Genomic DNA, 24,720 nt, shown 5'->3' with positions numbered 1-24,720 from the left:
CTGTGGATAACTGCTGTGCGGTGTGCCAGGCTGGCCGGGTGAGGACAGGCGACTCCCAGCGTCGGGTGGACGGTCAGCGGGTGGTGGTCCGGCGCAGCAGCCGCCGCCGCAAGACCGTGTCCGCCTACCGGGAGGCTGGTCGTACCGTCGTGGCCATCCCGAGCGGGTTCAGCCGAGCCGAAGAGGACACCTGGGTGCGCCGGATGCTCACCCGGCTGGCGGACTCAGACCGGCGCCGCAGCCCCGACGGGACCGAGCTGGCCCGCCGGGCGGAGCGGTTGGCTCGCCAGTACCTGGACGAGCGGGCGATACCGGTCTCCATCCGGTGGACCGCGGACCAGAACACGCGCTGGGGGTCGTGCACCCCGGGGCGTGGGACAGTGCGCATCTCCGACCGGGTGCAGGGGATGCCCGGCTGGGTGATCGACTACGTGCTGCTGCACGAGCTCGCGCACCTGATCGAACCTGGACACGGCGAGGACTTCTGGGCGCTGCTGGCCGCCTACCCGCACACCGAGCGGGCCCGCGGCTTCCTCCTCGGTGTCAGCCACGCCTGGGACAGCTGAGCCGGGAGCTGGGGGTCAGTGCGGCTGGCGGTCGGGGTCGTCGCCGCCGGGTCCCGGATCCTCGTCCGTCCCGGTGCTGCCGCCCTCCTCCGGGCTCGGTGCGCTCTCGGTGGCGTCGGGGCCGTCCGCCGGTGAGGTTTCGGTACCCAGGGTGCCGTCCAGCAGCGCCTCCAGGGCGGCGTCGATCTCCGAGGTCTCCTCGGCGCTCGCCGCCCGCCGCTGCAGGAAGTCGGTGGGGGAGTCCAGGTCTGCGGTGCTGGGGAACACGTCCGGGTGCGACCAGAGTGCGTCCCGGGCCTCCGACCCCTGCTTGGTGCCCACCAGCGCCCACAACGTCGCCGCGTCCCGGGCGCGCCGGGGGCGCAGCTCCAGGCCCACCAGGGTGCGGAAGGTGTCCTCGGCCGGGCCGCCGGCGGCCCGCCGGCGGCGCAACATCTCCCGCAGCGGCACTGCGTGCGGCAGGTGCGGGGCAACTGCGCGGGCGGTGACCTCCTCCACCCAGCCCTCCACGAGCGCCAGAGCCGTCTCCAACCGGGTCAGCGCCCGGGTCTGCGCCTCCGTGTGGTGCGGGGCGAAGATGCCCCCGGCCATCGCCGAGCGCAGCTGGTCCATGTTCGTGGGGTCGATGCCGCGCATCGACTCCTCCATCTGCCCCAGGTCGATCTCGATGCCGCGCGCGTAGTCCTCCACCGCACCGAGCAGGTGCGCTCGCAGCCACGGCACGTGCGTGAACAGCCGGGCGTGGGCGGCCTCGCGCACCGCGAGGAAGTGCCACACCTCCTCGGCCGGGGCGTCCAGCCCCTCGGCGAACTCCGCCACGTTCGCCGGCACCAGCAGCAGCGCCGGCTCCGCGAGCAGCGGCAGGCCTACGTCGGTACCGCCGAACACCTCCCGGGAGAGGGTGCCGGCCGCCTGGCCCACCTGCATCGCGAAGCTCAGCGAGCCCATGGTGCGCATCATCGAGCCGATGTCCAGACCGGCCAGCATCGGTATCTCCGGCACGTTCAGGCCCTGCTCGGCCAGCTGCTCGGGGTCGACGAGCTCGGAGAGCGCCTCGGCCACGGAGGACCCCACCGGTTCGGCCACTGTGCGCCAGGTGGGTAGCGTGCGCTCCACCCACTCCGCCCGGGAGACCGCCAGGTGCTGCCCGCCAGAGGGGGGCAGCTCGGTGGCAGCATCCAGCCACAGGTCGGCCACGGACAGGATCGAGCGGGCCCGATCCGCCTCCGCGGCGGTCACCGACGGGTCGCCGCCGCTGTGGGCCACCTGGCGGGCCACGTCATGGGCCATCCGCCAGCGGGACTCGTCGTCATCACCGGCGGCCATCACCTGTCGCATCTGCGCCATCGCTGCCTGCAGCTGCTCCGGGTTGACCGGCATCCCAGCAGATGACCAGGCGGCAGGGTCCATCCCGCTGGCCTCCAGGGCGCGCAACGCCTCCTCGGCCGCCTCGGGGCCGAGCATCTGCTCCAGCATCCGGCGCATCTGCTCGCGCGGGTCGTCCTCGGTCATGCTTCACGGTAACCACACCGACCTGGTGGGACCAGCAGCTGCAGGCCGCTTTCGCTCTCGGCGCACCGGCAGCAGCCGGTGCGCCGCGACAGGATTGACCTCAGCACAGCGCCAGGCGCGCGATGATGGAGCCATGACGTCCGAGCACAGCGTGCCCCAGCCACCCACCTCCCGGTGGCAGCGGGTCCGGCAGCGGTACCGCATCAGCACCCGGGCGATCACGATGACCGCTGCCGGCCTGGTCTCCTTCGGGCTGCTGGTGCCCATGCTGCTGGTCCCGGTGCCGTACGCTGTCGAGGCCTCGGGGCCGACGTTCAACACCCTCGGCGAGGTCGCCGACCACCCGCTGATCACCATCGACGGGGCGGACACCTACCCGGACGACGAGGGTGAGCTCAGGTTGACCACGGTGACCACCGCCGGGGGCCCCGGGTTCCCGGTCACCGCCGGGAGCGTGATCCGTGGCTGGCTGTCCGGCCACATGCTGGTGCAGCCGGCGGAGGCCGTGTTCCGCCCGGACGTGACCGAAGAGCAACGCAGCGAGGTCGCCGCCCAGCAGATGGCCTCCTCGCAGCAGAACGCCACTGTGGCGGCGCTGACCCAGCAGGGGTACGAAGTGCCGGCCACGCTGACCGTGGCGGGTGCGGTCCCGGACAGCGACGCCGACGGGGTGGTCGAGGCCGAGGACGTGGTCACCGCGCTGACCACTCCCAGCGGTGCGCACCAGATCGAGACCTACCAGGACCTGTCGGACGCACTGGCCGCCACCGCGCCGGGGAGCACTGTCACGCTCACCGTGGACCGGGACGGTGTCGCTACCGACCTGGAGATCACCACCGGCCCCGACGGCAGCGGCGGTAGCGTCCTCGGCGTCTTCCTCAGCGCCGAGTACGACTACCCGATCGACGTGCACATCGAGATCGACAACGTCGGCGGTCCCAGCGCCGGCACCATGTTCGCCCTCGGCATCCTCGACCTGCTCAACCCGGAACCGCTGGCCGGCGGGCACGTGGTCGCCGGTACCGGAACGATCAGCCCGGACGGCCAGGTCGGCCCGATCGGCGGCGTCCGGCTGAAGATGCTCGGTGCGCAGCGTGACGGCGCCGAGTACTTCCTCGCCCCGGCCGCCAACTGCGGGGAAGTCGTCGGGCACGTGCCGGACGGGCTCCAGGTGATCCAGGTGGCCACGCTCGACGAGGCCGAGCAGGCGATGCACGCGATCGCCGATGGCACCGCAGCCGACCTGCCCAGCTGCGCCGACTGACCCACACACAGTCGCGAACGCCCTGCTTCGCGGCGACACGCCGGTCGGCGGCCGCGAAACAGGGTGTTCGCGGGCCCTCAGCGCAGGGTGGCGGCCAGCGCGTCGACCAGGCCGGGCACGGCTTCCGGTCCGCCGCCGACGGCGTCGTCGGTGTCGTTGGTGCGGGAACGTAGCGCGCACCAGGACTCACCGCTGCGCAGCACCCCGGCGGCGATCCGCACGTCCTGCCGGTCCGGGTGGCTCATCAGGTACTCGACGGCGGCATCGGAGTCCGTGGGCATGCCCGCCTCCGCCTCCGGTGGCACCACGATGCGCTCCACCACGATCGCAGTGCCGTCCACGGTCTGCGGCCAGGCGAGCTGGGCGAGCAGGTCCTCGAGCGTGTCCGCCTCCGGCAGCCCCTCCTGGATGATCGCGGTGAGGTGCTCAGGATCGGTGGCTGCGTCGTCGGGGAGCTCGGCAGCCATCTCTGGGCTGGACGCGAGCAGGTCAGCCGAGCGGACCAACGCATAGACCACGACCGGACCGTCCCAGCCCTGGGCGGACACGTGCCGCTCCACCTCCCGGACGACCTCGGACAGAGCAGCAGTGCGTGCGGAGAGCTCGGAGTCCATGCGTCTATGGTCGCAGGCGCCCCCGGGTGTGCGAAACTTTCCTGTAGGCCCATGCGTTGTGGCAGTAGAGCCCCGGCGAGTGCCGGGCCTGTCACGTTCCGACCACATTCCCACCGAGGTGCTTTTTCGTGTCATTCGCCGCCAGCCGACCAGCATCAGGCCCGACTGGGCGCCGACGCCGGGGTCCGCTGCTGCCCACCCTGCTGGTGATCGGTGGGCTGGTCGTCTTGTTCCTGATCATGTCCCGGTTCTGGACCGAGTGGCTCTGGTACTCCCAGATCGGATACACGCAGGTGATCCGCACCGAGTGGATCACCCGTGCGGTGCTGTTCGTGCTCGGTGCCGCGGTGATGGGCGGGGCGGTCTGGTTGAACCTGCACCTGGCGTACCGGAACCGGCCGATGTACGTGCCCACCACCACGCAGCAGCAGGACCTGGACCGGTACCGGGAGGCGTTCGAGCCGCTGCGCCGTGCGGTGTTCATCGGTGCGCCGATCGTGGCCGCCTTCTTCGCCGGCTCCACAGCCACCGCGCAGTGGCAGAATGCCCTCCTGGCGCTGCACGGGGAGCACTGGGGAGAGACCGACCCGCAGTTCGGCATCGACCTGTCCTTCTTCATGTTCACCCTGCCGTTCCTGCGGTTCGTGGTGTCCTTCCTGATGGCCACCGCGATCCTGAGCGCGGTGGCGGCGGTGTTCACCCACTACCTCTACGGGGCGCTGCAGCCGATGAACCAGGGGCAGCGGATCTCCCGCGCCGCCCGGGTGCACACGGCGATCCTGGCGGCCCTGATCACCTTGCTGATCGCCGTCAACTACTGGCTGGACCGGTACTCGTTGCTCTCCCAGGTGGGTGACCGGTTCGACGGCGCCTCGTACACCGACGTGAACGCGGTGCTGCCCGCCAAGGCGATCCTCGCCGTCATCGGGGTGTTCGTGGCCCTGCTGTTCGTGTGGACCGGTGCGCGTGGCAACTGGCGCCTGCCGGCGGTCGGAGTGGCTCTGATGGTGGTCTCGGCGATCCTGGTCGGCGGGGCGTACCCGGCGATCGTGCAGGCAGTGCGGGTGAACCCGAACGCCCAGGCGCTGGAGGCCGAGTTCATCCAACGGAACATCGACGCCACCTATGACGCCTACGGCCTGAACCGGGTGGAGGTGGAACGCTACGAGGCGGAGACGGTCGCCGAGGAGGGCGCGCTGCAGGCGGACGCACGGTCCACGGCCAGCATCCGGCTGCTCGACCCGAACATCGTCTCGCCCACCTTCCGCCAGCTGCAGCAGAACAAGCAGTACTACACCTTCCCGAACACGCTGGCAGTGGACCGCTACGACATCGACGGGCAGAGCACCGACACGGTGGTCGCGGTGCGCGAGCTGGACCTGAGCGGCTCCGGTGAGCGCAGCTGGGTCAACGACCACACCGTGTTCACCCACGGGTTCGGCGTGGTCGCCGCACGCGGCAACACTGTCACCGCCGACGGCCGCCCGCAGTTCATCGAGCGGGGCATCCCCAGTGTCGGCGACCTGGGCGACTACGAGCCACGGATCTACTTCAGCCCGAACGCCCCGGACTACTCGATCGTCGGTGCTCCGGAGGGCACCGAGCCGTGGGAGCTGGACTACCCGGACGACAGCGCCCCGAACGGCGTGGTGAACAACACCTACACCGGTGACGGCGGTCCTTCTGTGGGCAACTGGTGGAACCAGCTGCTGTACGCGGCCAGGTTCGGCAGCGAGCAGATCATCTTCTCCGACCGGGTCACCGACGAGTCGCAGATCCTGTACTACCGCGACCCGATCGAGCGGGTGAACCGGGTGGCACCGTTCCTGACCACCGACGGCACCAGCTACCCGGCCGTGGTGGACACCGACGGGGACGGCACCAAGGAGGTCGTCTGGGTGGTGGACGCCTACACCACCTCCAACGAGTACCCGTACTCCGCGCGGCAGGAGCTGGAGTCGGCGATCATCGACTCGCTGTCCAACGGCCAGCAGCAAATCGCCGAGCTGCCGGAGTACATCAACTACATCCGCAACTCGGTCAAGGCCGTGGTGAACGCCTACGACGGCTCGGTCACCCTGTACGCCTGGGGCCAGGGGAGCAGCGAGGGGGAGGAGTTCATCCCCGAGGACCCGGTGCTGCAGACCTGGATGGACGTCTATCCCGACACGGTCCGTCCGGTCTCGGAGATCAGCGGCGACCTGATGAGCCACCTGCGCTACCCCGAGGACCTGTTCAAGGTGCAGCGTGAGCTGCTCAGCAAGTACCACGTCACCGACGCGGCCACGTTCTACACCACCAGTGACTTCTGGCGGGTGCCGAACGATCCGACGTCGTCCAACCCGGTGCCGCAGCCGCCGTACTACCTGTCTCTGGCGATGCCGGGGAACGAGGAGGACGTGAACTTCTCGCTGACCTCCCAGTTCATCCTGGACGACGACACCCGGAACGTGCTCACCGGCTACATGTCGGTGAACGCCGAACCGGGGGACCAAGCGGGCCAGATCTCCGAGGACTACGGCACGATCACTCTGCTCGAGCTGCCCCGGGACATCACTGTGCCCGGACCCGGTCAGGTGCAGAACAACTTCGACTCCGACACCGATGCGGCCAACGAGCTGAACATCCTCGCCCGCGGCGGTTCGACAGTGGTGCCCGGGAACCTGCTGACCCTGCCGGCCGGCAGTGGTGTGCTGTACGTGCAACCGGTGTACGTGCAGTCCTCCGGCAGCACCCAGTTCCCGCTGCTGCGGCGGGTGCTGGTGGCCTTCGGTGACGAGATCGGCTTCGCGCACACCCTGGACGAGGCTCTCGACCAGGTGTTCCAGGGTGACTCCGGTGCCAATGCCGGGGACGCCGGGAACGAACCGGCTGACGACGAGGGCACCGACGACGGTGAAGGCACCGATGACTCTGCGGACAGCGGGGACACCGGCTCCGCCGACGCCGATGCCCAGCAGCAGCTGAACGAGGCTCTGCAGGAGGCGTCGGCGGCGATGGAGGACTCCTCGCAGGCGATGGCAGACGGCGACTGGGCCGCCTACGGGGAGGCGCAGGAGCGCCTGAACGCAGCACTGGCCAGAGCGTTGGAGGCTGAGTCCGAGCTGACCGGGGAGCCGGTGGCCGGTGCGGGCGATGGTGCCGACGGTGGCTCCGGTGACGGTGCGACCGAGGAGCCGACCGACGGCTGAGCCACTGCTGAGGGTCCCGGGGCGATCACCGCCCCGGGACCGTCAGCCGGTCGGCACCTGCCCGCCGAGAACGGTGCCTCGCAGAGTGTGACTGGAGCCACCGACAGTGGATTTGCTCCAGCGGGGCGCGTTCCGTAGAGTAGTGGCTACCGACGCGGGGTGGAGCAGTTCGGTAGCTCGCCGGGCTCATAACCCGGAGGTCGAGGGTTCAAATCCCTCCCCCGCCACCAAGGAACGGCGCGATTCCAACGAAAAGTTGGGGTCGCGCCGTTCGTCATTTCGGGCCCTATTCTGTCGGCCCCACGGAAACTCACCTGAAACGATCACGACTCACCCACGGCAATGAGGCTCGTGTGCCTGGCTGCTGCGGTCCTGGTCAGCCGAAGTCCAGGCCGAGCAGTGCGTTCTCGGTGACCTCCGGCAGCGCCGGGTGGATCCAGTACTGCTGCGTGGCGACCTCGCGCACGTCCAGCCCGAAGGTCAGCACAGTGATCATCTGCTGGATCAGTGTGGCCGCCTGCGGACCCAGGTAGTGCGCCCCGAGCAGCTGGCCGGTGGACCGGTCGGCGACCAGCTTGCAGATACCGGTCTCCTCCTCCATCGCCCAGCCGTAGGCGACGTCCCCGTAGGCCTGCACCTTCACCGTGACTTCGTGGCCGTGGGCCCGCGCCTCTGCCTCGGTCAGTCCGACTGTGGCGATCTGCGGGTGGGTGAACACCGCCGACGGCACGTGCTCGTGCGGCAGTGCCCGCAGGTCCTGCGGATGCAGCAGGTTGTGCTTGATCGTGCGCATCTCGGCGTTGGCCACGTGCTTGAGCATGTACGGGGAGGACACGTCACCCAGCGCCCACACGCCCTCCGCGCTGGTCGAGCGCCCGTAGCGGTCCACAGCGACGCGACCGTCCTCGGTCATCTCGATCCCGGCCGAGCCCAGGTCCAGCCGGTCACCGTTCGGCACCCGGCCGGTGGCCACCAGCAGCACCTCACCGGTCGCGGTCGACCCGTCGTCGAGCCGGACGGTCACCCCGTCCTCGTCCTCCTCAGCGCCGATGGCTGTGCGGCCCTCGCGCACGTCGAAACGTTCGACGGCGAGGGTGTTGAACCGTTCGTGCAGGTCGGCATCGAGCCGGCGCAGCAGCGAGGAGCGGGACACGATGGTGACCTCGGTGCCCAGCGCGTCGAAGACGTGTGCGAACTCCATCGCGATGAACCCACCGCCCACGATCACGATCGACCGGGGCTGCGTGGGCAGCCGCATGATGTCCTCGTTGGTGTGGTACCGCACCCCGGAGGCTGTGATCGCCTCCGGCACGAACGGGCGCGACCCGGCCGCGATCACCACCTCGTCGGCGGAGATGATCGCCTGCCGGTCGCCCTGGCCGGTGCGCAGCGTACGCTCGGCGACGAACACCGCGTGCTGATCGTATACGTCGATATTCGGGGTCTCCGGTCCGCGCCGGTAGGCCTCACCGCCCTCGGCGATGGGGTCGATGCGGCGTTCGAAGATGCGGGAGACGATGCCCGGCCAGTCGACGGCGTCCACGTGGGCGTCCAGACCCAGTCGCCCGGACCGGGCGGTCTCCAGCGCCACGTCAGCGGCGTAGACGTACATCTTCGTCGGGATGCAGCCGACGTTCAGGCAGGTGCCACCGAACGTGCCCGCCTCGATGATCGCGATCGACTTTTCGTCCAGCTCCGGGCCGGGGATCGAGTTGCCCGACCCGGTGCCGATGATGATCAGGTCATAGTGCCGGTCCACCGCGACCTCGTGGGCAGGGCTGTGCATCCGAGCTCCTCTCCGCCGGCGGGGACTGCCGTCTGGCGCCACCGGCGTGGCGCGGCCCCGCCGCGACAGTACGAGGTTACCGGGCAGCGGCGGTGCGTCGGCGCCGGGACCGCACCAGGGTGATCGTCACCATCGCGATGAACATCAGCAGCGCAACTTCGTTGAGCACCCCACCCCACTGCCAGAGCACCAGGTGCTGCCCGGCCACCCCGCCGACCAGACGCAGCAGCAGGGAGCTGTGCAGCAGTAGCAACGGCAGGTAGAAGGCCGGCCGGTAGGGGAGCGGGCGACCGAGCACGGCGGGGATGACCACCGGCGCGTGCGCGAAGATCATCGAGATCACGAACCCGAGGAAGAGCGCGTGCAGCATCGCGTCGTACGGCTGGTGCGGACCGCCCTCGTGCAGACGCCCGATCCACAGCCACAGCACCCCGGTGACCGCCATCCACAGGTAGCCGGCGAGCAGCGCCACCGCCATGTACCGGGCCGCACCGGTCATCCGCACCGTGCGGCGGGCCACATCGTTGCGGGCCAACCACACCGCCAGCCCCAGCAGCGCAGCGCCGGTTGTGCGGATCCCCACAGGCGGCGCCACGGCGGCGAGCACCAGCCCGACCAGCAGCACTGCGACGATCGCCACGAACACCGCCCGCGACCGCCCGGTGGCACCGACCAGCCGGGAGAGCTCGAGGCGTTCCCCGGCGATGGTGAGTACCAGGAACCCGGCCAGGTGCGGGACGAACCGCTCCACGTCCCAGCCCGCCAGCCACAGCCCGCCGGCGGCGATCCAGCACAGCGCCCCGGCAGCCATCACCGCGTTGTGCACCGACGGCTGGATCCGGTGCACCGCCACGAACACCGCCAGGAGCACCACACCCGCCACGGTCAGTAGCACCGGGCCGATCGACGACGGGCCACCGACCAGCACCGCCACTCCGCCCAGGCCGGCTGTGGCCGGACCCAGATAGGCCCACGCCCGGCCGAGCGCGACCGCCCGCTCCAGGGTGATCACCGTGCCGAGGAAGCCCAGGATCATCATCGGCCCGTGCCCCTCGTGCAGGCTCGTGCCCCCTTCGGGCAGCGGGAGCCCCAGGTGCACCAGCCCCGACCAGAGCGCACCGATCACCACGGCAGCGGCGCACGCCATCAGCGGTGGCGTCCACCGGGTGCGCCGCCCACGCGGGGTGCCCAAGGAGATCGGGCGCTGGGTCACCATCCCAAGGCCTTCTTCGCCGCTGCGCTCATCATCGACGGCTCCCACCGCGGCTCCCAGACGATCTGCAGATCCACGCGTTCCACCCCGGGAGCGCCCCACAGGCACTCGGCGATGGTGTCCTCGAAGTAGGCGCTCAACGGGCAGCCGGGCGTGGTGAGCGTCATCACCACACGAGCGGTGCCGTCGGTCACGGTCACCTCGTACACCAGGCCCAGGTCGACGATGTTCAGGCCGAGCTCGGGATCGATCACCTCGCGCAGCAGGTCACCGACCACCTCTTCGCTGCCGATGCCGTCGGTGAGCCAGCCCGCCAGGGGCAGCAACGGGTCGGACGTGGTGCTCACCCCTTTCCGTCAGCGCCCTGGGGCGGTGCGGGATGCCCGGTGACCGGCGCGGAGTCCGGCCTGCGGGCCAGGTAGTGCATCGTGCCGTTGATCCGTTCTGCCTGCTCCGGGTGCGCGGCCCGCAGCCGGGACCAGGCGGTAGCCGCGAGCGGCAGCGCCTGGTCCGGCTGCCCGGCCTGACCGAGGGCGCGCAGCGTCTTCACCAGCACTGTGGTCAGGTCGCCGACCAGTACCGGGTCGGCGTGGCCAGCCTGTCCGGCCGGTCCAGCCTGTCCGGCCTGGTTCTCGGTCGTAGCAGACATGCTCAGGCCGACGGCGCGGCGGTGCGGCCGATGCGCACGCTCCACACCTCGGGGCCCTGGTCCACCGGCTCCCAGCTGAACTGCCCCTCGTGCTCTGCGGCGAACTGGTAGTACAGCGGCTTCGGGTCATGGTCGTTGACCAGCAGGAACGACTCCCCGGCGGCCAGAGCGAAGTAGTGCTCGAAGATCAGCTCGTGCCGACGCTTCGGGATCTCGTTGCGGACGTCCAGAGTCTGCTCGTCGGTCATCAGATGGCCTCTTTCGGTAGGTGATCGGACACCTAATTGTTACCAGTTCACTGTGAATAAACCCATCGGCGGCCACACCGGCACCGGTTTGCCGGTTCTCTCGCTGTTCGTCGGCCCACTCCCGCGCCCCTGGGCGTACTCTCGCCGTCACGCAGCCACGTCGTTACCGTGGTGGCATGGCCGAGCCCGGAGGACAGACCACCTTCCTGCGCGCCGCACCTGCGCTGCCCGGGATGGTCGCCTCCGTGGTCGGCTACCACTCCACCGGCCGGACCCCGGGCGTGCACCGCGGCCTGCCCTCGCCCTACCTCACGTTCATCCTGTCCCTGGACGAACCGATCACCACCGGACGTAGCCCTGAGCACCTGGCGTCGACGGCCGCGCACTGCAACGACGTGCTGGTGGCCGGTCTGCACAGCGCACCCGCCTACGTGCACCAACCCGTCCACGAGGCCGGTATCCAGGTCGCAGTGCACCCGCTGGCCGCACCGGCACTGTTCGGAGTCCCGGCCCGCGAGCTGGACCTGCTCACCATCGAGGGTGCGGATCTGCTCGGACCAGCGGTCGACCACCTGCGCGAGCGTCTGCTGGAGGAACCCGACTGGCAGCGCAGGTTCGCGCTGCTCGAGGCCTACCTGCGCTGCCGCGCCCAGCGAGCCGAGACTGCGGTGCGCCCGGAGCTCACCGAGGCCTGGCGGTGGCTTGCCCGCCGGCGCGGCGCCGGCACGGTCGGCGGGCTCGCGGAGCACGTAGCGCTCAGTGAGCGCCAGCTGCGCACCCTCTTCGACCGGGAGCTGGGTCTGGGTCCCAAGGGCGTGGCTCGGTTGATGCGGTTCCAGCACGCCTCCGCGCAGATTGCCGCCGGGGTGCGCACCGGCCAGGAGCAGTCGCTCGCGCAGGTCGCACAGCAGTGCGGCTACTACGACCAGCCGCACCTGGTGCGCGAGTTCCACGACCTTGCCGGTATCGCCCCCAGCGGATGGGTCGCCGAGGAGCGCCGAAACATCCAAGCCGGCGGGCACCGGAACGGGCCAGAGTGACAGCTATGGACACCAACACCCCCGCGCCCACTGTCTGGCCCACTCTGCAAGCCCGGGACTGCCCGGCCCTGATCGCCTTCCTCGTCGAGGCGTTCGGTTTCGTCAAGACCGCGGTGTACCGCGACGGCGACCGGATCGCCCACGCCCAGCTCGACTGGCCCGAGGGTGGCGGCATCATGCTCGGCTCGCACAAGCCGGACGGGCAGTGGTCCCGCCAGCCCGGCACCTTCGGCGGCTACGTGGTCACCGACCACGTCGACGAGATCTACCAGCGTGCCCGCACCGCCGGGGCGACGATCGTGTGTGAACCGGCACAGCAGGACTACGGCAACTACGAGTTCGTCGCCGCCGACCCGGAGGGCAACCTCTGGTCGTTCGGGGCCTACCGTGGTGAGCCGAGGACGTGAGGCCCTTGCACCTCACGCGACGTCAGGTCCTAGCGTCCATGACGCCGGCCGCACCGGGCGGTCGGTGAAGTCGACGGAGGGACACTCGTGACCAGCGACGAGGAAGCCTGGAAGGTCGGTGAGCTCGCCCGAGCCACCGGGCTGACCGTGCGCACCCTGCACCACTGGGACGACCTCGGCCTGGTCTCGCCGACCCGGGACCCCTTCTCCGGGCACCGCTACTACACCGGCTCCGACGTGGAGCAGGTGTACCGGGTGCTGGCGCTGCGCCGTCTCGGCGTGCCGCTGGCGACCATCGGGCAGGTCCTGGCCGAGGAGGTACCGCTGCGGCCGGTGCTCACCCAGCACCTGACCGCAGTGCAGGCCCAGCTCACCGAGCTGGACCGGCTGCGGGCCAGCCTGCAGGCCACCCTGGAGGCGGCCGAGGACCGCACTCCCGCCGACTTCTTGACCCTGATCAGAAAGGTGATCGTCGTGGACAAGACCGTCGAGAAGTACTTCACCCCCGAACAGCTCGCCGAGCTGGCGCAACGGCAGGAGGCCGAGGCGGACCAGATCGCCCAGGTGCAGAATGCCTGGCCGGACCTGATCGGTCGAGTGAGCTCCGCCGTCGAGAACGGGGTGGACCCCACCAGCACGGAGGGTCGCGCTCTGGGCCGGGAGTGGCAGGAGCTGCTCGCTCAGTTCCACCGCGGTGACGAGGGCCTGCGCGAGTCGCTGTACGCGATGCAGGCGGACAACGCCGAGCAGATCCAGCGTGAGCACGGCGGCCCCAGCCCCGAACAGCTCGACTTCATCCGGCAGGCGACCGCCTGAGCGCTCCCCGTGGGAGGGAGGCCCGATCTCCCCCTACGGGGGATCCGCTCGCCGGAGCCACGGGCATAACCTGCACCCATGGACGAGGAGAACCACGAGCCGGGACCCCGACCACGCGAGCTGTTCTCCATCCCGTGGATCGTCTTCGGGGCGACGATCGGCGTGGGCATCGGCATCGCGCTGGACAACATCGTGACTGGGATCGGCATCGGGGTGGCCATCGGGATCTCGCTGGGCCTGGCCCTCGGTGGCGAGTCCGGCGGCCTCGGCTGCCGCCGTCGCTGACCGCGGCGCAGTCACCAGCACAGCGAGACCGACCGGCTACTCGCAGCCCACACCGTCCCCGTCGCCGTCGAACCGGGGACTCCAGCCCGGGTCTCCCGCACGGATCGGCGCGGCACCAGCGGCCCGCACCTCAGTGCAGTTCGCGTAGTACGGCTCACCGGGTACCTCAGCGCCCGGGGAGGAGGGTGACGGCGGAGCCTGGGTGGCAGGCTCGGCCGGCGGTGGCGTCGGCACGTTCGTGGCAGGTGGTTGGCCGGGCTCGCTCCCGCTGGGCAGTGGCTGCTCCGGGCAGGAAGCCAGCACGCGGGCCATCGCATCGTGCTCGGCCTTGGTGACCCACAGGTCGTAGGCGTGCTTGACCGCGACCTGGCGGGCCACGTAGGGGCACCAGTAGGACCGGTCCGGTGGCAGCCAGGTGGCCGCATCGCCATCCCCCTTCTGTGCGTTCAGCGGCCCGGAGACAGCAAGCAGGTTCAGCGGGTCGTTCCCGAACTGTGCCAGGGTGGCCGCATCCCACCCCTGCGCCCCCTTCTGCCACGCGTCCGAGAGCGCCACCACATGGTCGATCTGCACCTCGCTGGAGGTGCCGGTACCACGCACGAAGGCGATCCACTCCCCGCTGTAGGGGTCGGCCAGCATGCCCGTGAGCACCACGCAGCCGCCGGTGCCCGACCGGTGGGTGCGGGCCTGCAGGTCGCGATTCAGCACGTCGTTGCGGGTGTCGCAGCCGTTGCGGTCCACATCCACCTCACGGTAGGCGAAGGCGTCCCGGTCGTAGCCGGTCTTCGCTGCCCGGCCCTTGACCTCCAGCAGCGCCAGCACGTCGACGGCGGAGCGGGCCTCGTCGGGGGCGTCCTCGCCCCGGTCGGGGCTTGGCGCGGCGGAGGGAGAGTCGCTGGCGGCGCTCGCCGAGGGGGACGTCTCGGTGGCGGGGGACGGCGACTCCTGGGTCTGCTCGGTCGGGCTCGGGGTGGCCGCAGTGGGGGCTGCGGCAGACGGGGTCGCAGCCGGGGCGGTGGTGCTCGCCGCGGGCGGTTGCTCGGCTGGCGCATCGAGCACCGCACCGCCGACCAGCAGCGCCACCAGCGCAGTGGCCACCATCCCGGCGCCGCGGCGGCGCTGGCTGCGCCAGAAGAGCAGAGCGATCCCGAGCACGCCGGTGACCAGGGCGAGCGCGACCAGCACACCACCCTGGTCGAGACCGGCCAGCAGCAGCACGAGGATGCCGGCGACGATCCACGGACCCCAGCCGCGCCGCCCGGGCCTGCGATTGTTCACAAGTACAAGTATGGCCTGCCGCAGCCGGTGGTCCGAGCCGCGCGGCGCTCGGCCAGGTTGCGGGTGGCAGCGTGCTGGTCAGCTGGCTGCCGGCAGCCAGTCGAAGCCTCGGCGCAGCGTCCGGTTCCAGCGGTTCGCCGGCAGCCGCGGATCCAGCAGCGCCAGGCCGGCGCAGTACTTGCTCAGCGCCACCGGGCGGTGCCCGAGCCGCCAGAGGATCGCGTCCACCCGTCCAGCGGCACCGACCGTCTTGGACTCCACCAGCACCAGGCCGCCCGGGCCGGTGAGCCGGCGGGAGTCGTCGCTGAAGGCCAGGTCCACGTCGCAGGTCATCCGACTACGGGTGTGGGTGTCCACGATCGTGGTGCGCGAGTACCGGGTGACCAACGAGGTCTGCAACCGCTGGGCCAGCGGCCGGCTCCCGACCGCAGTGCCGACCAGCTCCCGGGCACTGCGATCCAGGTCGTACCGCTGGGCGGCGGCATAGGGGTGGCGGTCCTTGACCGTCTCGCCGCGGCCACCCTCGGTCTTGATCTCCAGTGCGCACTGGCCCGAGTTCAGGTAGGTGCGGGTGCGGACCTTGAACCGGCGGCGCCGACCCCGGGCGTGGGCATGGTAGGCGAGCAGCTCGGGGGTGTCGAAGTACACCGACTCGTAGTCGAATGTGCGCCTGCCCTCGATCTCGAGCACCGCCAGGGTGCCGTCCAGCTCCCGGGTGAGCGCCAGGAAGTCTGCTGCCGGTACCAGGTACTTGCGGTCGGTGCGGGTCTGCAGATCAGCCGCGGCGGTGACCTCGGCGAGGTCCAGGGTGGGCATCAGCCCCAATGCGCGGTCCACCGCCTCCCGCGCCGAGGTGAGTGTGCTGGTCGTCATCGCTGCCCACCTGCGTAGCTGTTCGAGGGATCCATCGCTGGTGCGGTCGGGTTGCTCACTGCTGGACCGACCCGGTCGGCCACCGGGCGGGCCGGGCTCGGCCAGCTCGGGGCCGACTGGCCGGCAGCAGCACCGGCCGGCCACTGCTGCCACTGGTCGGTCGCAGCAGCCGAAGTCGCTGCGGTGGTCTCCTGCTCCGGACGCCGCCGGAACCGCACGTCCACCACGGTCACGTCGCGGACGAAGTCGACCTCCTCGACGATCAGGTGCTTCACGTCCACGTCCAGCCGCTGCTCGATCAGCGCGCGCAGCTCGGACTCAGCCGGGACGGCGCGGTCCAAGGTGAGCAGCTGACGGCGGGCACGCGGCAGCACCCGCGGGTGGTCGACGGTCAGCATCGCCACCACGAGCAGCGCGGACAGCGCGGGGGTCACCCACAGCGGCCCGGGGTGCAGCCCGGCTAGCAGGCCGAGCGCCAGGGCCACGAAGTAGTAGGCGATCTCCTCCTGGGTGATCGAGTCCGACCGCAGCCGGATGATCGACAGGATGCCGAACAGGCCCAGCCCCAGACCCGCACCCACCGGTGCCGAGGAGAGCATCATCGTCACCGCCAGCACGCCGATGTTCAGTGCGACATAGGCGAGCACCAGGTCACGGCGCTGGTGTCGACGGAAGTAGGCCGCGACAACGAGCGTGATGGCGACCAGGTCTGCCAGGAGCGGCAAGGCGATGTTCCACATGACGTCCTCTTTCTCTTTCGGGGTATGACCCAAGAGTCTGCGTGGCGGTCATGATGTGGCGGTGAGAGGTCGATGAGAGAACGCTCATCTGCGCCGCCGGGCCCGCAGCGCTCAGTTGCGGGAGCGCCCGTACTGGGAAGACGAGGACGCCCGGGCGGCTCAGCGCGGCAGCACTGTGCGCTGCAGGAAGGTGTTGTGGAACTTGCCGCCGGAGTCGTAGCGGCGGGCCAGGTCACGAAAGTCCTCGATCCGCGGGTAGAGCTCGACGAGCCGGTCTGCGCCGACGGTGAACCACTTGCCCCAGTGCGGGCGTGCCTGGAAGCGATGCAGCGTCTCCTCCAGCAGCGGCAGCAGTGCGCGGACCTCCTCCGGGCGACGGTCGAAGGTGAAGTGCAGGGCGACCGTGTCCTGCCCCTGGGCCATCGACAGCCACAGCTCGTCCGCAGCGATCGTGCGCACCTCGCACACCTGCAGCAGCGGTGCGAGCTGCGCCGCAACCCCGCGCAGCGCGTCGATCGCAGCCACGGCATGCTTGCGTGGTACCAGGTACTCGGCCTGGATCTCCTCACCCGCGCTCGGGGTGAACTGCAGCCGGAAGTGCGGCAGCCGGTCGAACCACGGCCCGGCCACACCTAGCTGGTCGGTGGCGAACGTGGGGTCGATCCCACGGATCGGGTGCTGCGCGGCCGTGGCGGCCACCCCGACCGGCAGGCTCACCTGCCCGGTGCGGCTCTTCAACCACACCTGGTCCACCACGTCCGCGTCCCACCGGGTGAACAGGCTCACGCTGTAGGCAGCCGCGGTGAGCTCGTCGAAGTGGCCGAGCGCGTGCTCCCAGGGCACGTCGTTGATCACATACTGGGCCACCTGGTAGCTCGGCTCGATGCGCAGCCGCACCCGGGTGACCACGCCGAGCGCGCCCAGGTGCACAACTGCCCCGGGCAGGTCCGGGTGGTCTTCGTCGAGCGTGAGGAGATCCCCCTCCGCGGAGATCAGCTCCAGGCCGACGACGGCGCTCGCCAGGTTCCCCACCCGGTCACCTGAGCCGTGGGTCGCCGTGGCGATCGCGCCGGCCACGGCGATGTGCGGGAGCGAGGCCATCGCGGCCAGGGCCCAGCCGGACCGGTCCAGTGCAGCGGCCAGGTCGCCGTAGCGCACCCCGCCGGCCACGCTGACCACCTGGGCGTCGGCGTCTACATGGATGTCCGCGGGCAGCGCCGCCAGGCTGATCAGGTCTCCGTCGGAGTCGGCCAGGTCGTTGAAGGAGTGCCGGGAGCCCAACGCCCGGATCCGGGTCGCCTCAGCGATGATCCGTTGGGCTGCAGACACGGTGTCCGGCTGGTGCAGGCGCTGCGCGGTGTAGGTGTAGCAGCCGGCCCAGTTCGTCTCCGTCATCGCCTGATCCTTCTGTCGTGGTGGGCAACAATCTAGTGCCCGAGCTCCTCGATGCGCCGCGATCGATGCTTCCGGCCCCGCAGAGGGCGCGGTGCGAGATCGATACCGCGGACGTCGGGGCGATACCGCAGAGCACGACTCCACGGGCCACGTATCGCCAGAATCGATTCAGCGCGTGGAGGGGTGGGGGGTGCGGGGTCAGTTGGGGTCGTGGGGGCGCAGTGCCTTCAGGCCGACCCAGACCAGCGCGACCAGGGCGGCCAGGGCCACCACCGCCAGCCAGGTCAGCCCGACCTGGGTGCCGCCGGCCAGGGCCACCAGCACCCCGAGCAGCTGCACGAACGCCTGGATCGCCAGGGCCGCCGGCCAGCCCGCCGCCAGCGCGGCCAGCTCGATCCGGGCGCCGTGGCCCAGCTCGGTCACCTTCCGGCTGAGGAACACCATCAGCTGCAGCAGCACCAGCAGAGCAGCGGTGACCACCGGGTCGGCAGAGACAGTCAGCAGGCCCGGTTCTCCGGGCGGGTGGGTGACCATCGCCACCAGCAGCAGCGCCACGCTCGCTCCCGGCATCGCGCCGCTGCGGCTCACTGCCACTGCCACCGCCAGCACCCCGGCCGCCACCAGCTGCACCACACCGGTGGCCACCAGTGCACCCGCGGCCAGCACGAGCAGCCCGGCCACCACCCGCACCAGCCAGGCCGGAACGGACCGACCGACCTGCAGCCCCACCTGCGGCATCCGCCGGGGCCGCGGTGTGGACACGTCCCAGTCGCCCCACATGGACCGGATCTGCTCGCGCACCCCAGGCGCGCGGCCCGGGTCGCCGTAGGACTCGCTCATCGCTGCTCCTCCCCTCCGGCTGTGCGGCAGCTGTGCGCACGCGGGCCGACCCCCATCACCTGACCCCCGCTCCCGGTCGCCCCGGCACCCCGGTGCCTCGATGTCGATGGCCGCGGGTGAGCAGCCGCCAGGCCACGTTGACCGCACCGGCCCCGTTGGGGGAGTCCGGGTCGATCCAGCGCAGCACCTCCACACCGGAGCGGCGCAGCTGGTCCAAGCGCACCTGCCGCTCCAGCTTCACCACCTGGTAGGCGAAGTCCCCGAGAGAGTCCAGCCCGGTGGTGCGCACCGGCGGCAGGGTGTCCACGGCGATCACCCGGTGCCCCTGTCCCCGCCAGGTCCGGGCCATCCGGGCCGCCTCGTCGTCCAGGAACGTGGAGAACACCACCAGCAGTGCGCTCGTGGGAACTTGTGGGGCACGTTTGCGGGGGCTCGGGAAGCTGTCCGGGGACAGCGCTGCCAGCCGCCGGGAGATCCGCTCGAACTGGCCGCGCCCCGCCGCGGGCGCCACCGGCCGGCGCCGCAGCCCCAGGTCGTCCAGCCCGACCCGGTCGCCGGCGGCGAGCACCACGTGCGCGATCGCCGTGGCCGCTTCCCGCGCGAGGTCCAGGGAGATCGGCTCGTCCACCGCCGCGGCTTGACCGCCACCCCAGCTGGCCACGTCCGGCCCGACGGCATCCCGGGAGTCGACCACGAGCATCACAGTGGCGTCCGCTGTGGCGTACGTGCGGCGCACGTACAGCTCGGTCAGCCGCCTGGTGCGCACGTCCAAGGACCGCCGGGCACTGACCCGCCAGTCGATCCGGCGCAACCGGTCCCCGGGGGTGAACAGGTGCACGTCCCGGAACGCGGTGCCATCGCCCACCCGGCGGGAGGTGTGGTTCCCGGTCAGCCCGGCCAGCTGCGGCGGCACCGGGGTGCCCTGCAACGTCACCAACGGCGGGTGCACCGTCACCTGCAGCGGCCCGGTCCTCGCCACCGGGGACAGCACCGCGGAGTCGAACGAGGCGCTCAGGTGGTCCAGCCGGAACATGTCCTGCACACCGGTGCGGGCCGTGGCCAGCTCGGTGGGCAGCACCCGCTCGGTCCGCGCATCCACCAGCCCCTCCACCGGGCGGAACCCGGCCGAGGAGACCCGCAGGCGCACGGTCTCCACCCCGGCGATCGGCGGCACGTGCACCTCGGCGGCCACCGCGCCCGCCCGGGCCCGGGCCGAGGTGCGGCGCACGACCACCCCAGGCTGCGCCGTCGGGCGGGTGATCCAGCCCCAGGCGAAGGTGAGCACGAAGACCGAACCGATCAGCGCCACGTCCGGACGGGAGAACAGCGCCCCCACGGCGAGGGCGAGCACACCGACCACGGCCAGGGTCAGCGACTCCAGCCCGATGTACCAGCGCGGTGAGGTCACTGCTGCCGGGCACCTGCGCTCGCGGTGGTCGCCGGTCCGGGCACCTCGTCCAGCAGCTGGGCGACGACCGCTTCCGGTGTGGTGCCCTGTGCCCAGGCGGCCGGGGTGAGCACCAGCCGGTGCGCCAGCGCCGGTACCGCGATCGCCTTCACGTCCTCCGGGGTGACGAACTCCCGGCCGTCCAGCACCGCCCGCGCGCGGGCGACCAGCAGCAGCGCCTGCGACCCACGCGGGGAGGCGCCGACCTCCACCGCCGGGTGCGAACGGGTGGCCACCGCCAGGTCCACGCAGTAGCGCGCCACGTCCGGGTCGGCGTCCACCGCCTCCACCCCGGCCTGTATCGCCCGCAGCGTGTGCGCATCGGTGACCTGGGCGACCGTGGCTGCCTCCTGCCGCCGGGCGATGCGCCGCAGCAGCACGTCGGTCTCCCCGGAGGCGTCCGGGTAGCCGACGGACAGGCGCACCATGAACCGGTCCAGCTGGGCCTCCGGCAACGGGTAGGTGCCCTCGTACTCCACCGGGTTGGAGGTGGCCAGCACGTGGAACGGCCGCGGCAGCACATAGCTGGTGCCCTCCACGGTCACCTGCCGCTCGGCCATCGCCTCCAGCAGCGCTGACTGTGTCTTCGGCGGGGTGCGGTTGATCTCGTCGGCGAGGAACAACCCGGTGAACACCGGTCCGGGTCGGAAGGTGAACTCCGAGGCGGTCGGGTCGTAGACGAACGAGCCGGTGATGTCTGCCGGCAGCAGGTCCGGGGTGCACTGCAGCCGCCGGAACTCCAGCCCCAGTGCTGTGGACAGGCACCGGGCGGCGAGCGTCTTGCCCAGCCCGGGCACGTCCTCGAACAGCACGTGCCCGCTGGCGCAGATCGCAGCCAGCGCCGTGCGCAGCGGCTCGGTCATGCCCACGACGACGGAGCTCACCTCGGTCAGCACCTGCTCGCCCAGTCGGGCGACCTCGGCGGCGGGCAGCGGGGCGATGGAGGAGTCTGTCACAGGGTGCCTTTCGTGTGGTCGGTCTCCTGCACGCGGGCGATGATGCGCCGCACCGCGCGCGGGTCGGGGGCAGGTGCCTCAGGGTCGGTGAGCCAGCGTGCCACGTCCGCGCCCACCAGGGTGCTGGCCCGCTCTCGCCCGGTCGTGGTGGTCAGGTCGGTGCCGCGCAGCTCCAGGGCAGCGGTGAGCACGGCACGCAGCCGCTTCTGTCCGGTGGAGGAGATCTGCCCGCCGCGGTCGATCATCGTCCAGGTGAGGGAGGAGACGTCCCGCCGGGCGCCGTCCCGCCGGCCGTAGGGCAGCACCGGCCAGGTGGCGCGGGATCCGAACGGGAGTGCCCGGACCACCAGCGTCGCCGTGGCCAGCGTGCCGCCGATGAGCAGAGCGTGCGGCAGGTCCGTGCCCACCAGCAGCGCCAGCCCAGGGCCAGCGACCGCCGCCAGCAGCGGGGACCAGCGGTGGGCGAAGCCGCTGGTGCGGGCCTGGCGGAACTGGGGCGGGTGGCTCATCCGGACGCGGTCCCTTCTCCGGTGCCCGGGCCGTGGGCGAGCTCGGGCCAGGAGGCGGCCAGCTCTTCCAGGGCGGCGGCAGCGTCCTCCACGTCGGCCGGCTGCGGGTCCTGGGTGGAGAACCGCGCCCGGTGGTACAGGTGCAGCAGCCGCTCGGTGGCGCGCCGATCAGCCGCGGTGCGGTCGAGCACGGCCGTGGCGTGCTCGGTCGGCGTCTGCGCGGGTCTGCGCGGTACCCCGGACCGGTTCGCGGCATCCTCCATCGCCAACCAAGCAGCGACGATCGCGTCCCGCGGCGGGCCGACCGCCCGCAGCTGCTCCACTGCGGTGCGCACCCCGTCCCGCAGCACCGGCAGGTCCGGTTCAGGCTCTACCTCACCGTAGTCTGCGGTGGTACCGGGTTCGTCCGGCTCCTTCTCCCGCGGCCGGCGCAGGTAGGCGAGCACCCGGAGCAGCACCAGCACCACTGCCGCCGCTCCGATCACCGTGATCACGATCGCCAGCCAGGACAGGTCCGGGCCGGGGACGTCCTCCCACTCCATCTGCTCACCCGGGGTGACGGTGGAGCTGGCGGTACCGGTAGCCGGTGGCGGGGTCACGTCGGTGGTAGGTGGTGCCTCCAGCTCGAACGGCGGGTTCACCTGCCACGGGCCGATCACGTTGGCAGCCACGACGACCAGCAGCAGCACGAAACCGACCGCCACGATCTGGGTGATCGCCTGCAGCTGGTCCCGGCGGGCAGCGCCGTGGGTCTGCGGCTCCTCCGGCCTCGACGGATCTTCAGGCGGCACTACGGTCAACGCCTCCGGTAGGTGACGATCCGGAACCGCAGCCCGCTGGCGGCCTCCTGCCAGTCGGTGACCTCAGCGCGCACCCACTCCGAGGTGATCGGCGGGGCGTAGGTGTCCCCGGGCACCGTCAGGTCGATCTCGGTGACCACCAGGACGTCCGCATACGGCAGCGCCTCCTCGTACACCTGGCCGCCGCCGCAGATCCAGGCGTCCTCCTCGGCCACCAGCGCCAACGCGTCCGCCAGGCAGGAGACCACCTCGGCACCGGGGGCCTCGTAGTCCGGGTTGCGGGTGAGCACCACGTTGCGGCGGCCTGGCAGCGGGCGCACCTTCGGGGGCAACGACTCCCACTGCCTGCGGCCCATCACCACAGCGTCCCCTGCGGTGGTGGTGCGGAAGTGCTTGAGGTCCTCCGGCAGGTGCCAGGGCAGGTCGTTGTCCCGCCCGATCACCCGGTCGTGGGCCTGCGCCCAGATCATTCCCAACATCTCAGACGGCCACCGGTGCCTTGATCCCGGGGTGGTGGGTGTAGCCGAGCACCTGCACGTCGGGGTAGTCGTAGGAGAACAGGTCCGCCGCCCTGCGCAGCTCGAGCGTCGGGAAGGCATACGGTTCGCGTTCCAGCTGGGTGCGCACCTGGTCGGTGTGGTTGTCGTAGATGTGGCAGTCGCCGCCGGTCCAGATGAAGTCGCCCACCTCCAGGTCGGTCTGCTGGGCGACCATGTGGGTGAGCAGCGCGTAGGAAGCGATGTTGAACGGCACCCCCAGGAACAGGTCGGCGCTGCGCTGGTAGAGCTGGCAGGACAGCCGGCCTTCGGCCACGTAGAACTGGAAGAACGCGTGGCAGGGGGCCAGGGCCATCTGGTCCAGCTCGGCCACGTTCCAGGCCGAGACCAGGATCCGGCGCGAGTCCGGCTGCTCCCGCAGCTGGCGCAGCACCCCGGCGAGCTGGTCGATGTGCCCACCGTCCGGAGTGGGCCAGGAGCGCCACTGCACCCCGTACACCGGTCCGAGGTCACCGTCGGCATCGGCCCACTCGTCCCAGATCCGTACCCCGTGCTCGCGCAGGTAGCTGATGTTGGACTCCCCGCGCAGGAACCACAGCAGCTCGTAGACGATCGACTTCAGGTGCACCCGCTTGGTGGTGATCAGCGGGAAACCCTGCCGGAGGTCGTAGCGCAGCTGGTGGCCGAACACCGACCGGGTGCCCGTGCCGGTCCGGTCGGACTTCGGCGTGCCGTGGGCGAGCACGCGGGCGAGCAGGTCTTCGTACTGAGCGTCCGGCATACCGTGCAGTGTAGGTCGAGAGCACCTCTCCATCGGGTCAGCTGCCCGGTCAACGCGCGTCCGGGTCGTCGGTGCGGGACGCGATCAGCTCGCCGGCATGGGCGAAGAGGTCGCCCTCGAGCTCTGCTGGCGCCGGCGGGTCACCGATCGCGGGCGGGAACGTCACCGGCGGTGCGCCGAACGCCTGGTTCAGCCCGAGGATGAGGTTCTTACCCATCGCCCGGGAGCCGGCGAACCCGACCACGGCGCCGATCCCGAACGGCAGCAGCCGGCCGATGAACACGGTCGAGCCCTTGGTGAGGACCACCTTGGTCATCCGGTGCCGCAGCGTGCGGTTCACGGTCTTGACCGTGGCCACCGGCAGTCGGGTGAGCAGCACCTTGGCCCAGGTGGCCGAGGTCAGGCCGAGCTGTTGTTCCAGCAGCTGTGGTCCGCGCTCCCCGAGCAGGGTGGTCAGCAGCAGTGCGCGCCGGCGGGTGGCGTCGTCGGTGGCGATGCCGTGCACCTCGGCCACTGCCAGGCACAGCACGCTGGAGGCAGCCACGAACGTGGCGACCTGACCAGCGGTGAGAGCCAGCGCGGCGGTGGTGCCCACCACCGGGAACGCTGCGGCCGCGCCGACCGCACCGCCGGAACCGGAGACGGCCCACAGGTACCGGCTGGCCAGGATCTCGATGATCTCCTCCGGGTCCGCGTCTGGGTGGTCACGGCGCAGGGAGTCGACGTAGCCGCGGATCCGTGGGCTCGGGATGGTCACCGCAGCATCGATCAGCTGCTCGGTGCGGGAACGCTGACGCGGCACAGCTCATCCTTCTCCCTCGTGCTTCTCAGCACGGATCGTCAGGCTGACCTCCAGCCCGGCTTCGAGGGTACGTGCCACGGTGCAGCCGCGCCCGATGGCGCGGCGCATCACCGGCTCTAGGTGTACCCGGCCAGGACGTTGGTGACACTCGCGGTGGTTCGTTGACGTGAGGAGGACCTCCGGGTGAGGTGTGGCTTGTCGAAGAGTCACT

At 71.0% G+C, this 24,720-nt stretch carries 26 protein-coding genes and 1 tRNA gene; 8 read left to right on the top strand and 19 right to left on the bottom strand.

Translation table 11 applies throughout. From position 1 onward, the window contains the following. Positions 1 to 38: 38 nt before the first annotated feature. Positions 39 to 566, top strand: coding sequence for a YgjP-like metallopeptidase domain-containing protein (locus tag K338_RS21175; protein WP_040653318.1), 528 nt, complete (start codon positions 39 to 41; stop codon positions 564 to 566). A gap of 15 nt (positions 567 to 581) precedes the next feature. Here the strand turns inward: K338_RS21175 and K338_RS21170 are convergent, their stop codons facing one another. Continuing rightward, a complete protein-coding gene (locus K338_RS21170; RefSeq protein ID WP_022917585.1) occupies positions 582 to 2,078 on the bottom strand; it encodes a zinc-dependent metalloprotease in 1,497 nt (498 codons plus the stop codon). Between the two features lie 133 nt (positions 2,079 to 2,211). Here K338_RS21170 and K338_RS0107620 point away from each other — a divergent pair, with 133 nt between their 5' ends. Beyond that, positions 2,212 to 3,342 carry a YlbL family protein gene (locus K338_RS0107620; protein WP_022917584.1) on the top strand — a complete coding sequence of 377 codons (1,131 nt, stop codon included), beginning with the start codon at positions 2,212 to 2,214 and terminating at the stop codon, positions 3,340 to 3,342. A gap of 77 nt (positions 3,343 to 3,419) precedes the next feature. Here K338_RS0107620 and K338_RS0107615 read toward each other — a convergent pair whose 3' ends face one another. Next, positions 3,420 to 3,956 carry a PPA1309 family protein gene (locus tag K338_RS0107615; protein ID WP_022917583.1) on the bottom strand — a complete coding sequence of 179 codons (537 nt, stop codon included), beginning with the start codon at positions 3,954 to 3,956 and terminating at the stop codon, positions 3,420 to 3,422. Positions 3,957 to 4,084: 128 nt separating this feature from the next. On the opposite strand from K338_RS0107615, the gene K338_RS21165 reads away from it, so the two are divergent. Next, positions 4,085 to 7,147 carry a UPF0182 family membrane protein gene (locus K338_RS21165; protein WP_022917582.1) on the top strand — a complete coding sequence of 1,021 codons (3,063 nt, stop codon included), beginning with the start codon at positions 4,085 to 4,087 and terminating at the stop codon, positions 7,145 to 7,147. A gap of 153 nt (positions 7,148 to 7,300) precedes the next feature. Then, positions 7,301 to 7,377, top strand: a tRNA-Met gene (locus tag K338_RS0107605). A 146-nt stretch (positions 7,378 to 7,523) separates the two neighbouring features. Here K338_RS0107605 and mtr read toward each other — a convergent pair. From mtr to K338_RS0107580, 5 genes are all read right to left on the bottom strand, one after another. Next, the gene (gene mtr, locus K338_RS0107600) at positions 7,524 to 8,933 is read right to left on the bottom strand and encodes a mycothione reductase (protein WP_022917581.1); all 1,410 of its coding nucleotides are present in this window, start codon (positions 8,931 to 8,933) and stop codon (positions 7,524 to 7,526) included. A gap of 76 nt (positions 8,934 to 9,009) precedes the next feature. Then, positions 9,010 to 10,149, bottom strand: coding sequence for a hypothetical protein (locus tag K338_RS0107595; protein WP_022917580.1), 1,140 nt, complete (start codon positions 10,147 to 10,149; stop codon positions 9,010 to 9,012). Beyond that, complete coding sequence (locus tag K338_RS0107590; RefSeq protein WP_022917579.1) at positions 10,143 to 10,493, bottom strand: metal-sulfur cluster assembly factor; 351 nt, start codon at positions 10,491 to 10,493, stop codon at positions 10,143 to 10,145. The genes K338_RS0107595 and K338_RS0107590 overlap by 7 nt, the downstream gene beginning before the upstream one ends. Next, positions 10,490 to 10,795, bottom strand: a complete 306-nt coding sequence (locus K338_RS0107585; protein ID WP_040653315.1) for a hypothetical protein — start codon at positions 10,793 to 10,795, stop codon at positions 10,490 to 10,492. The genes K338_RS0107590 and K338_RS0107585 overlap by 4 nt, the downstream gene beginning before the upstream one ends. Before the next feature lie 2 nt (positions 10,796 to 10,797). Next, entirely contained in the window at positions 10,798 to 11,043 is a 246-nt protein-coding gene (locus K338_RS0107580; RefSeq protein WP_022917577.1) for a DUF2249 domain-containing protein, read from the bottom strand. A gap of 176 nt (positions 11,044 to 11,219) precedes the next feature. Between K338_RS0107580 and K338_RS0107575 the strand changes: the two genes are divergently transcribed. The 4 genes from K338_RS0107575 (at position 11,220) to K338_RS21160 (ending at position 13,591) form a co-directional block, all read left to right on the top strand. After that, positions 11,220 to 12,083 carry a helix-turn-helix transcriptional regulator gene (locus K338_RS0107575; RefSeq protein ID WP_022917576.1) on the top strand — a complete coding sequence of 288 codons (864 nt, stop codon included), beginning with the start codon at positions 11,220 to 11,222 and terminating at the stop codon, positions 12,081 to 12,083. A 5-nt stretch (positions 12,084 to 12,088) separates the two neighbouring features. Beyond that, positions 12,089 to 12,490, top strand: a complete 402-nt coding sequence (locus K338_RS0107570) for a VOC family protein (protein ID WP_022917575.1) — start codon at positions 12,089 to 12,091, stop codon at positions 12,488 to 12,490. A gap of 87 nt (positions 12,491 to 12,577) precedes the next feature. Next, positions 12,578 to 13,306, top strand: a complete 729-nt coding sequence (locus tag K338_RS0107565; protein WP_022917574.1) for a MerR family transcriptional regulator — start codon at positions 12,578 to 12,580, stop codon at positions 13,304 to 13,306. Between the two features lie 78 nt (positions 13,307 to 13,384). After that, positions 13,385 to 13,591, top strand: coding sequence for a hypothetical protein (locus K338_RS21160; RefSeq protein ID WP_022917573.1), 207 nt, complete (start codon positions 13,385 to 13,387; stop codon positions 13,589 to 13,591). Positions 13,592 to 13,627: 36 nt separating this feature from the next. On the opposite strand, the gene K338_RS0107555 is transcribed toward K338_RS21160, so the two are convergent. The 12 genes from K338_RS0107555 to K338_RS21140 all read right to left on the bottom strand — a co-directional run bounded on the left by K338_RS0107555 (position 13,628) and on the right by K338_RS21140 (position 24,509). Next, a complete protein-coding gene (locus tag K338_RS0107555; protein WP_245542917.1) occupies positions 13,628 to 14,869 on the bottom strand; it encodes a GmrSD restriction endonuclease domain-containing protein in 1,242 nt (413 codons plus the stop codon). A gap of 78 nt (positions 14,870 to 14,947) precedes the next feature. Beyond that, the gene (locus K338_RS0107550) at positions 14,948 to 15,742 is read right to left on the bottom strand and encodes a polyphosphate polymerase domain-containing protein (RefSeq protein ID WP_022917571.1); all 795 of its coding nucleotides are present in this window, start codon (positions 15,740 to 15,742) and stop codon (positions 14,948 to 14,950) included. Next, positions 15,739 to 16,482, bottom strand: a complete 744-nt coding sequence (locus K338_RS21155; RefSeq protein ID WP_022917570.1) for a DUF4956 domain-containing protein — start codon at positions 16,480 to 16,482, stop codon at positions 15,739 to 15,741. Before K338_RS21155 ends, K338_RS0107550 begins: the two co-directional genes overlap by 4 nt. Positions 16,483 to 16,641: 159 nt before the next feature. After that, positions 16,642 to 17,877: a D-arabinono-1,4-lactone oxidase gene (locus tag K338_RS0107540; RefSeq protein ID WP_022917569.1), complete on the bottom strand. Its 1,236-nt coding sequence runs from the start codon at positions 17,875 to 17,877 to the stop codon at positions 16,642 to 16,644. Positions 17,878 to 18,075: 198 nt separating this feature from the next. Next, the gene (locus tag K338_RS0107535; RefSeq protein ID WP_022917568.1) at positions 18,076 to 18,717 is read right to left on the bottom strand and encodes a hypothetical protein; all 642 of its coding nucleotides are present in this window, start codon (positions 18,715 to 18,717) and stop codon (positions 18,076 to 18,078) included. A gap of 55 nt (positions 18,718 to 18,772) precedes the next feature. After that, complete coding sequence (locus tag K338_RS21150) at positions 18,773 to 20,125, bottom strand: DUF58 domain-containing protein (protein WP_022917567.1); 1,353 nt, start codon at positions 20,123 to 20,125, stop codon at positions 18,773 to 18,775. Next, positions 20,122 to 21,120: an AAA family ATPase gene (locus tag K338_RS0107525; RefSeq protein ID WP_022917566.1), complete on the bottom strand. Its 999-nt coding sequence runs from the start codon at positions 21,118 to 21,120 to the stop codon at positions 20,122 to 20,124. The genes K338_RS21150 and K338_RS0107525 overlap by 4 nt, the downstream gene beginning before the upstream one ends. Next, a complete protein-coding gene (locus tag K338_RS0107520; RefSeq protein ID WP_022917565.1) occupies positions 21,117 to 21,629 on the bottom strand; it encodes a hypothetical protein in 513 nt (170 codons plus the stop codon). Before K338_RS0107520 ends, K338_RS0107525 begins: the two co-directional genes overlap by 4 nt. Beyond that, on the bottom strand, positions 21,626 to 22,420 hold the full coding sequence (locus K338_RS24380; RefSeq protein WP_022917564.1) for a DUF4129 domain-containing protein: 795 nt from the start codon (positions 22,418 to 22,420) through the stop codon (positions 21,626 to 21,628). Before K338_RS24380 ends, K338_RS0107520 begins: the two co-directional genes overlap by 4 nt. A gap of 5 nt (positions 22,421 to 22,425) precedes the next feature. Then, positions 22,426 to 22,899, bottom strand: coding sequence for a dihydrofolate reductase (locus K338_RS0107510; RefSeq protein WP_342662711.1), 474 nt, complete (start codon positions 22,897 to 22,899; stop codon positions 22,426 to 22,428). Between the two features lie 10 nt (positions 22,900 to 22,909). Continuing rightward, positions 22,910 to 23,707: a thymidylate synthase gene (locus tag K338_RS0107505; RefSeq protein WP_022917562.1), complete on the bottom strand. Its 798-nt coding sequence runs from the start codon at positions 23,705 to 23,707 to the stop codon at positions 22,910 to 22,912. Positions 23,708 to 23,756: 49 nt separating this feature from the next. Next, positions 23,757 to 24,509, bottom strand: a complete 753-nt coding sequence (locus K338_RS21140) for a hypothetical protein (RefSeq protein ID WP_022917561.1) — start codon at positions 24,507 to 24,509, stop codon at positions 23,757 to 23,759. Between the last annotated feature and the right edge of the window lie 211 nt (positions 24,510 to 24,720).

Origin of the sequence: Ruania albidiflava DSM 18029 (genome assembly GCF_000421225.1) — a bacterium.
In the GTDB taxonomy this organism is placed as follows: domain Bacteria; phylum Actinomycetota; class Actinomycetes; order Actinomycetales; family Beutenbergiaceae; genus Ruania; species Ruania albidiflava.
This window is presented reverse-complemented; position numbering and strand designations above follow the sequence as displayed.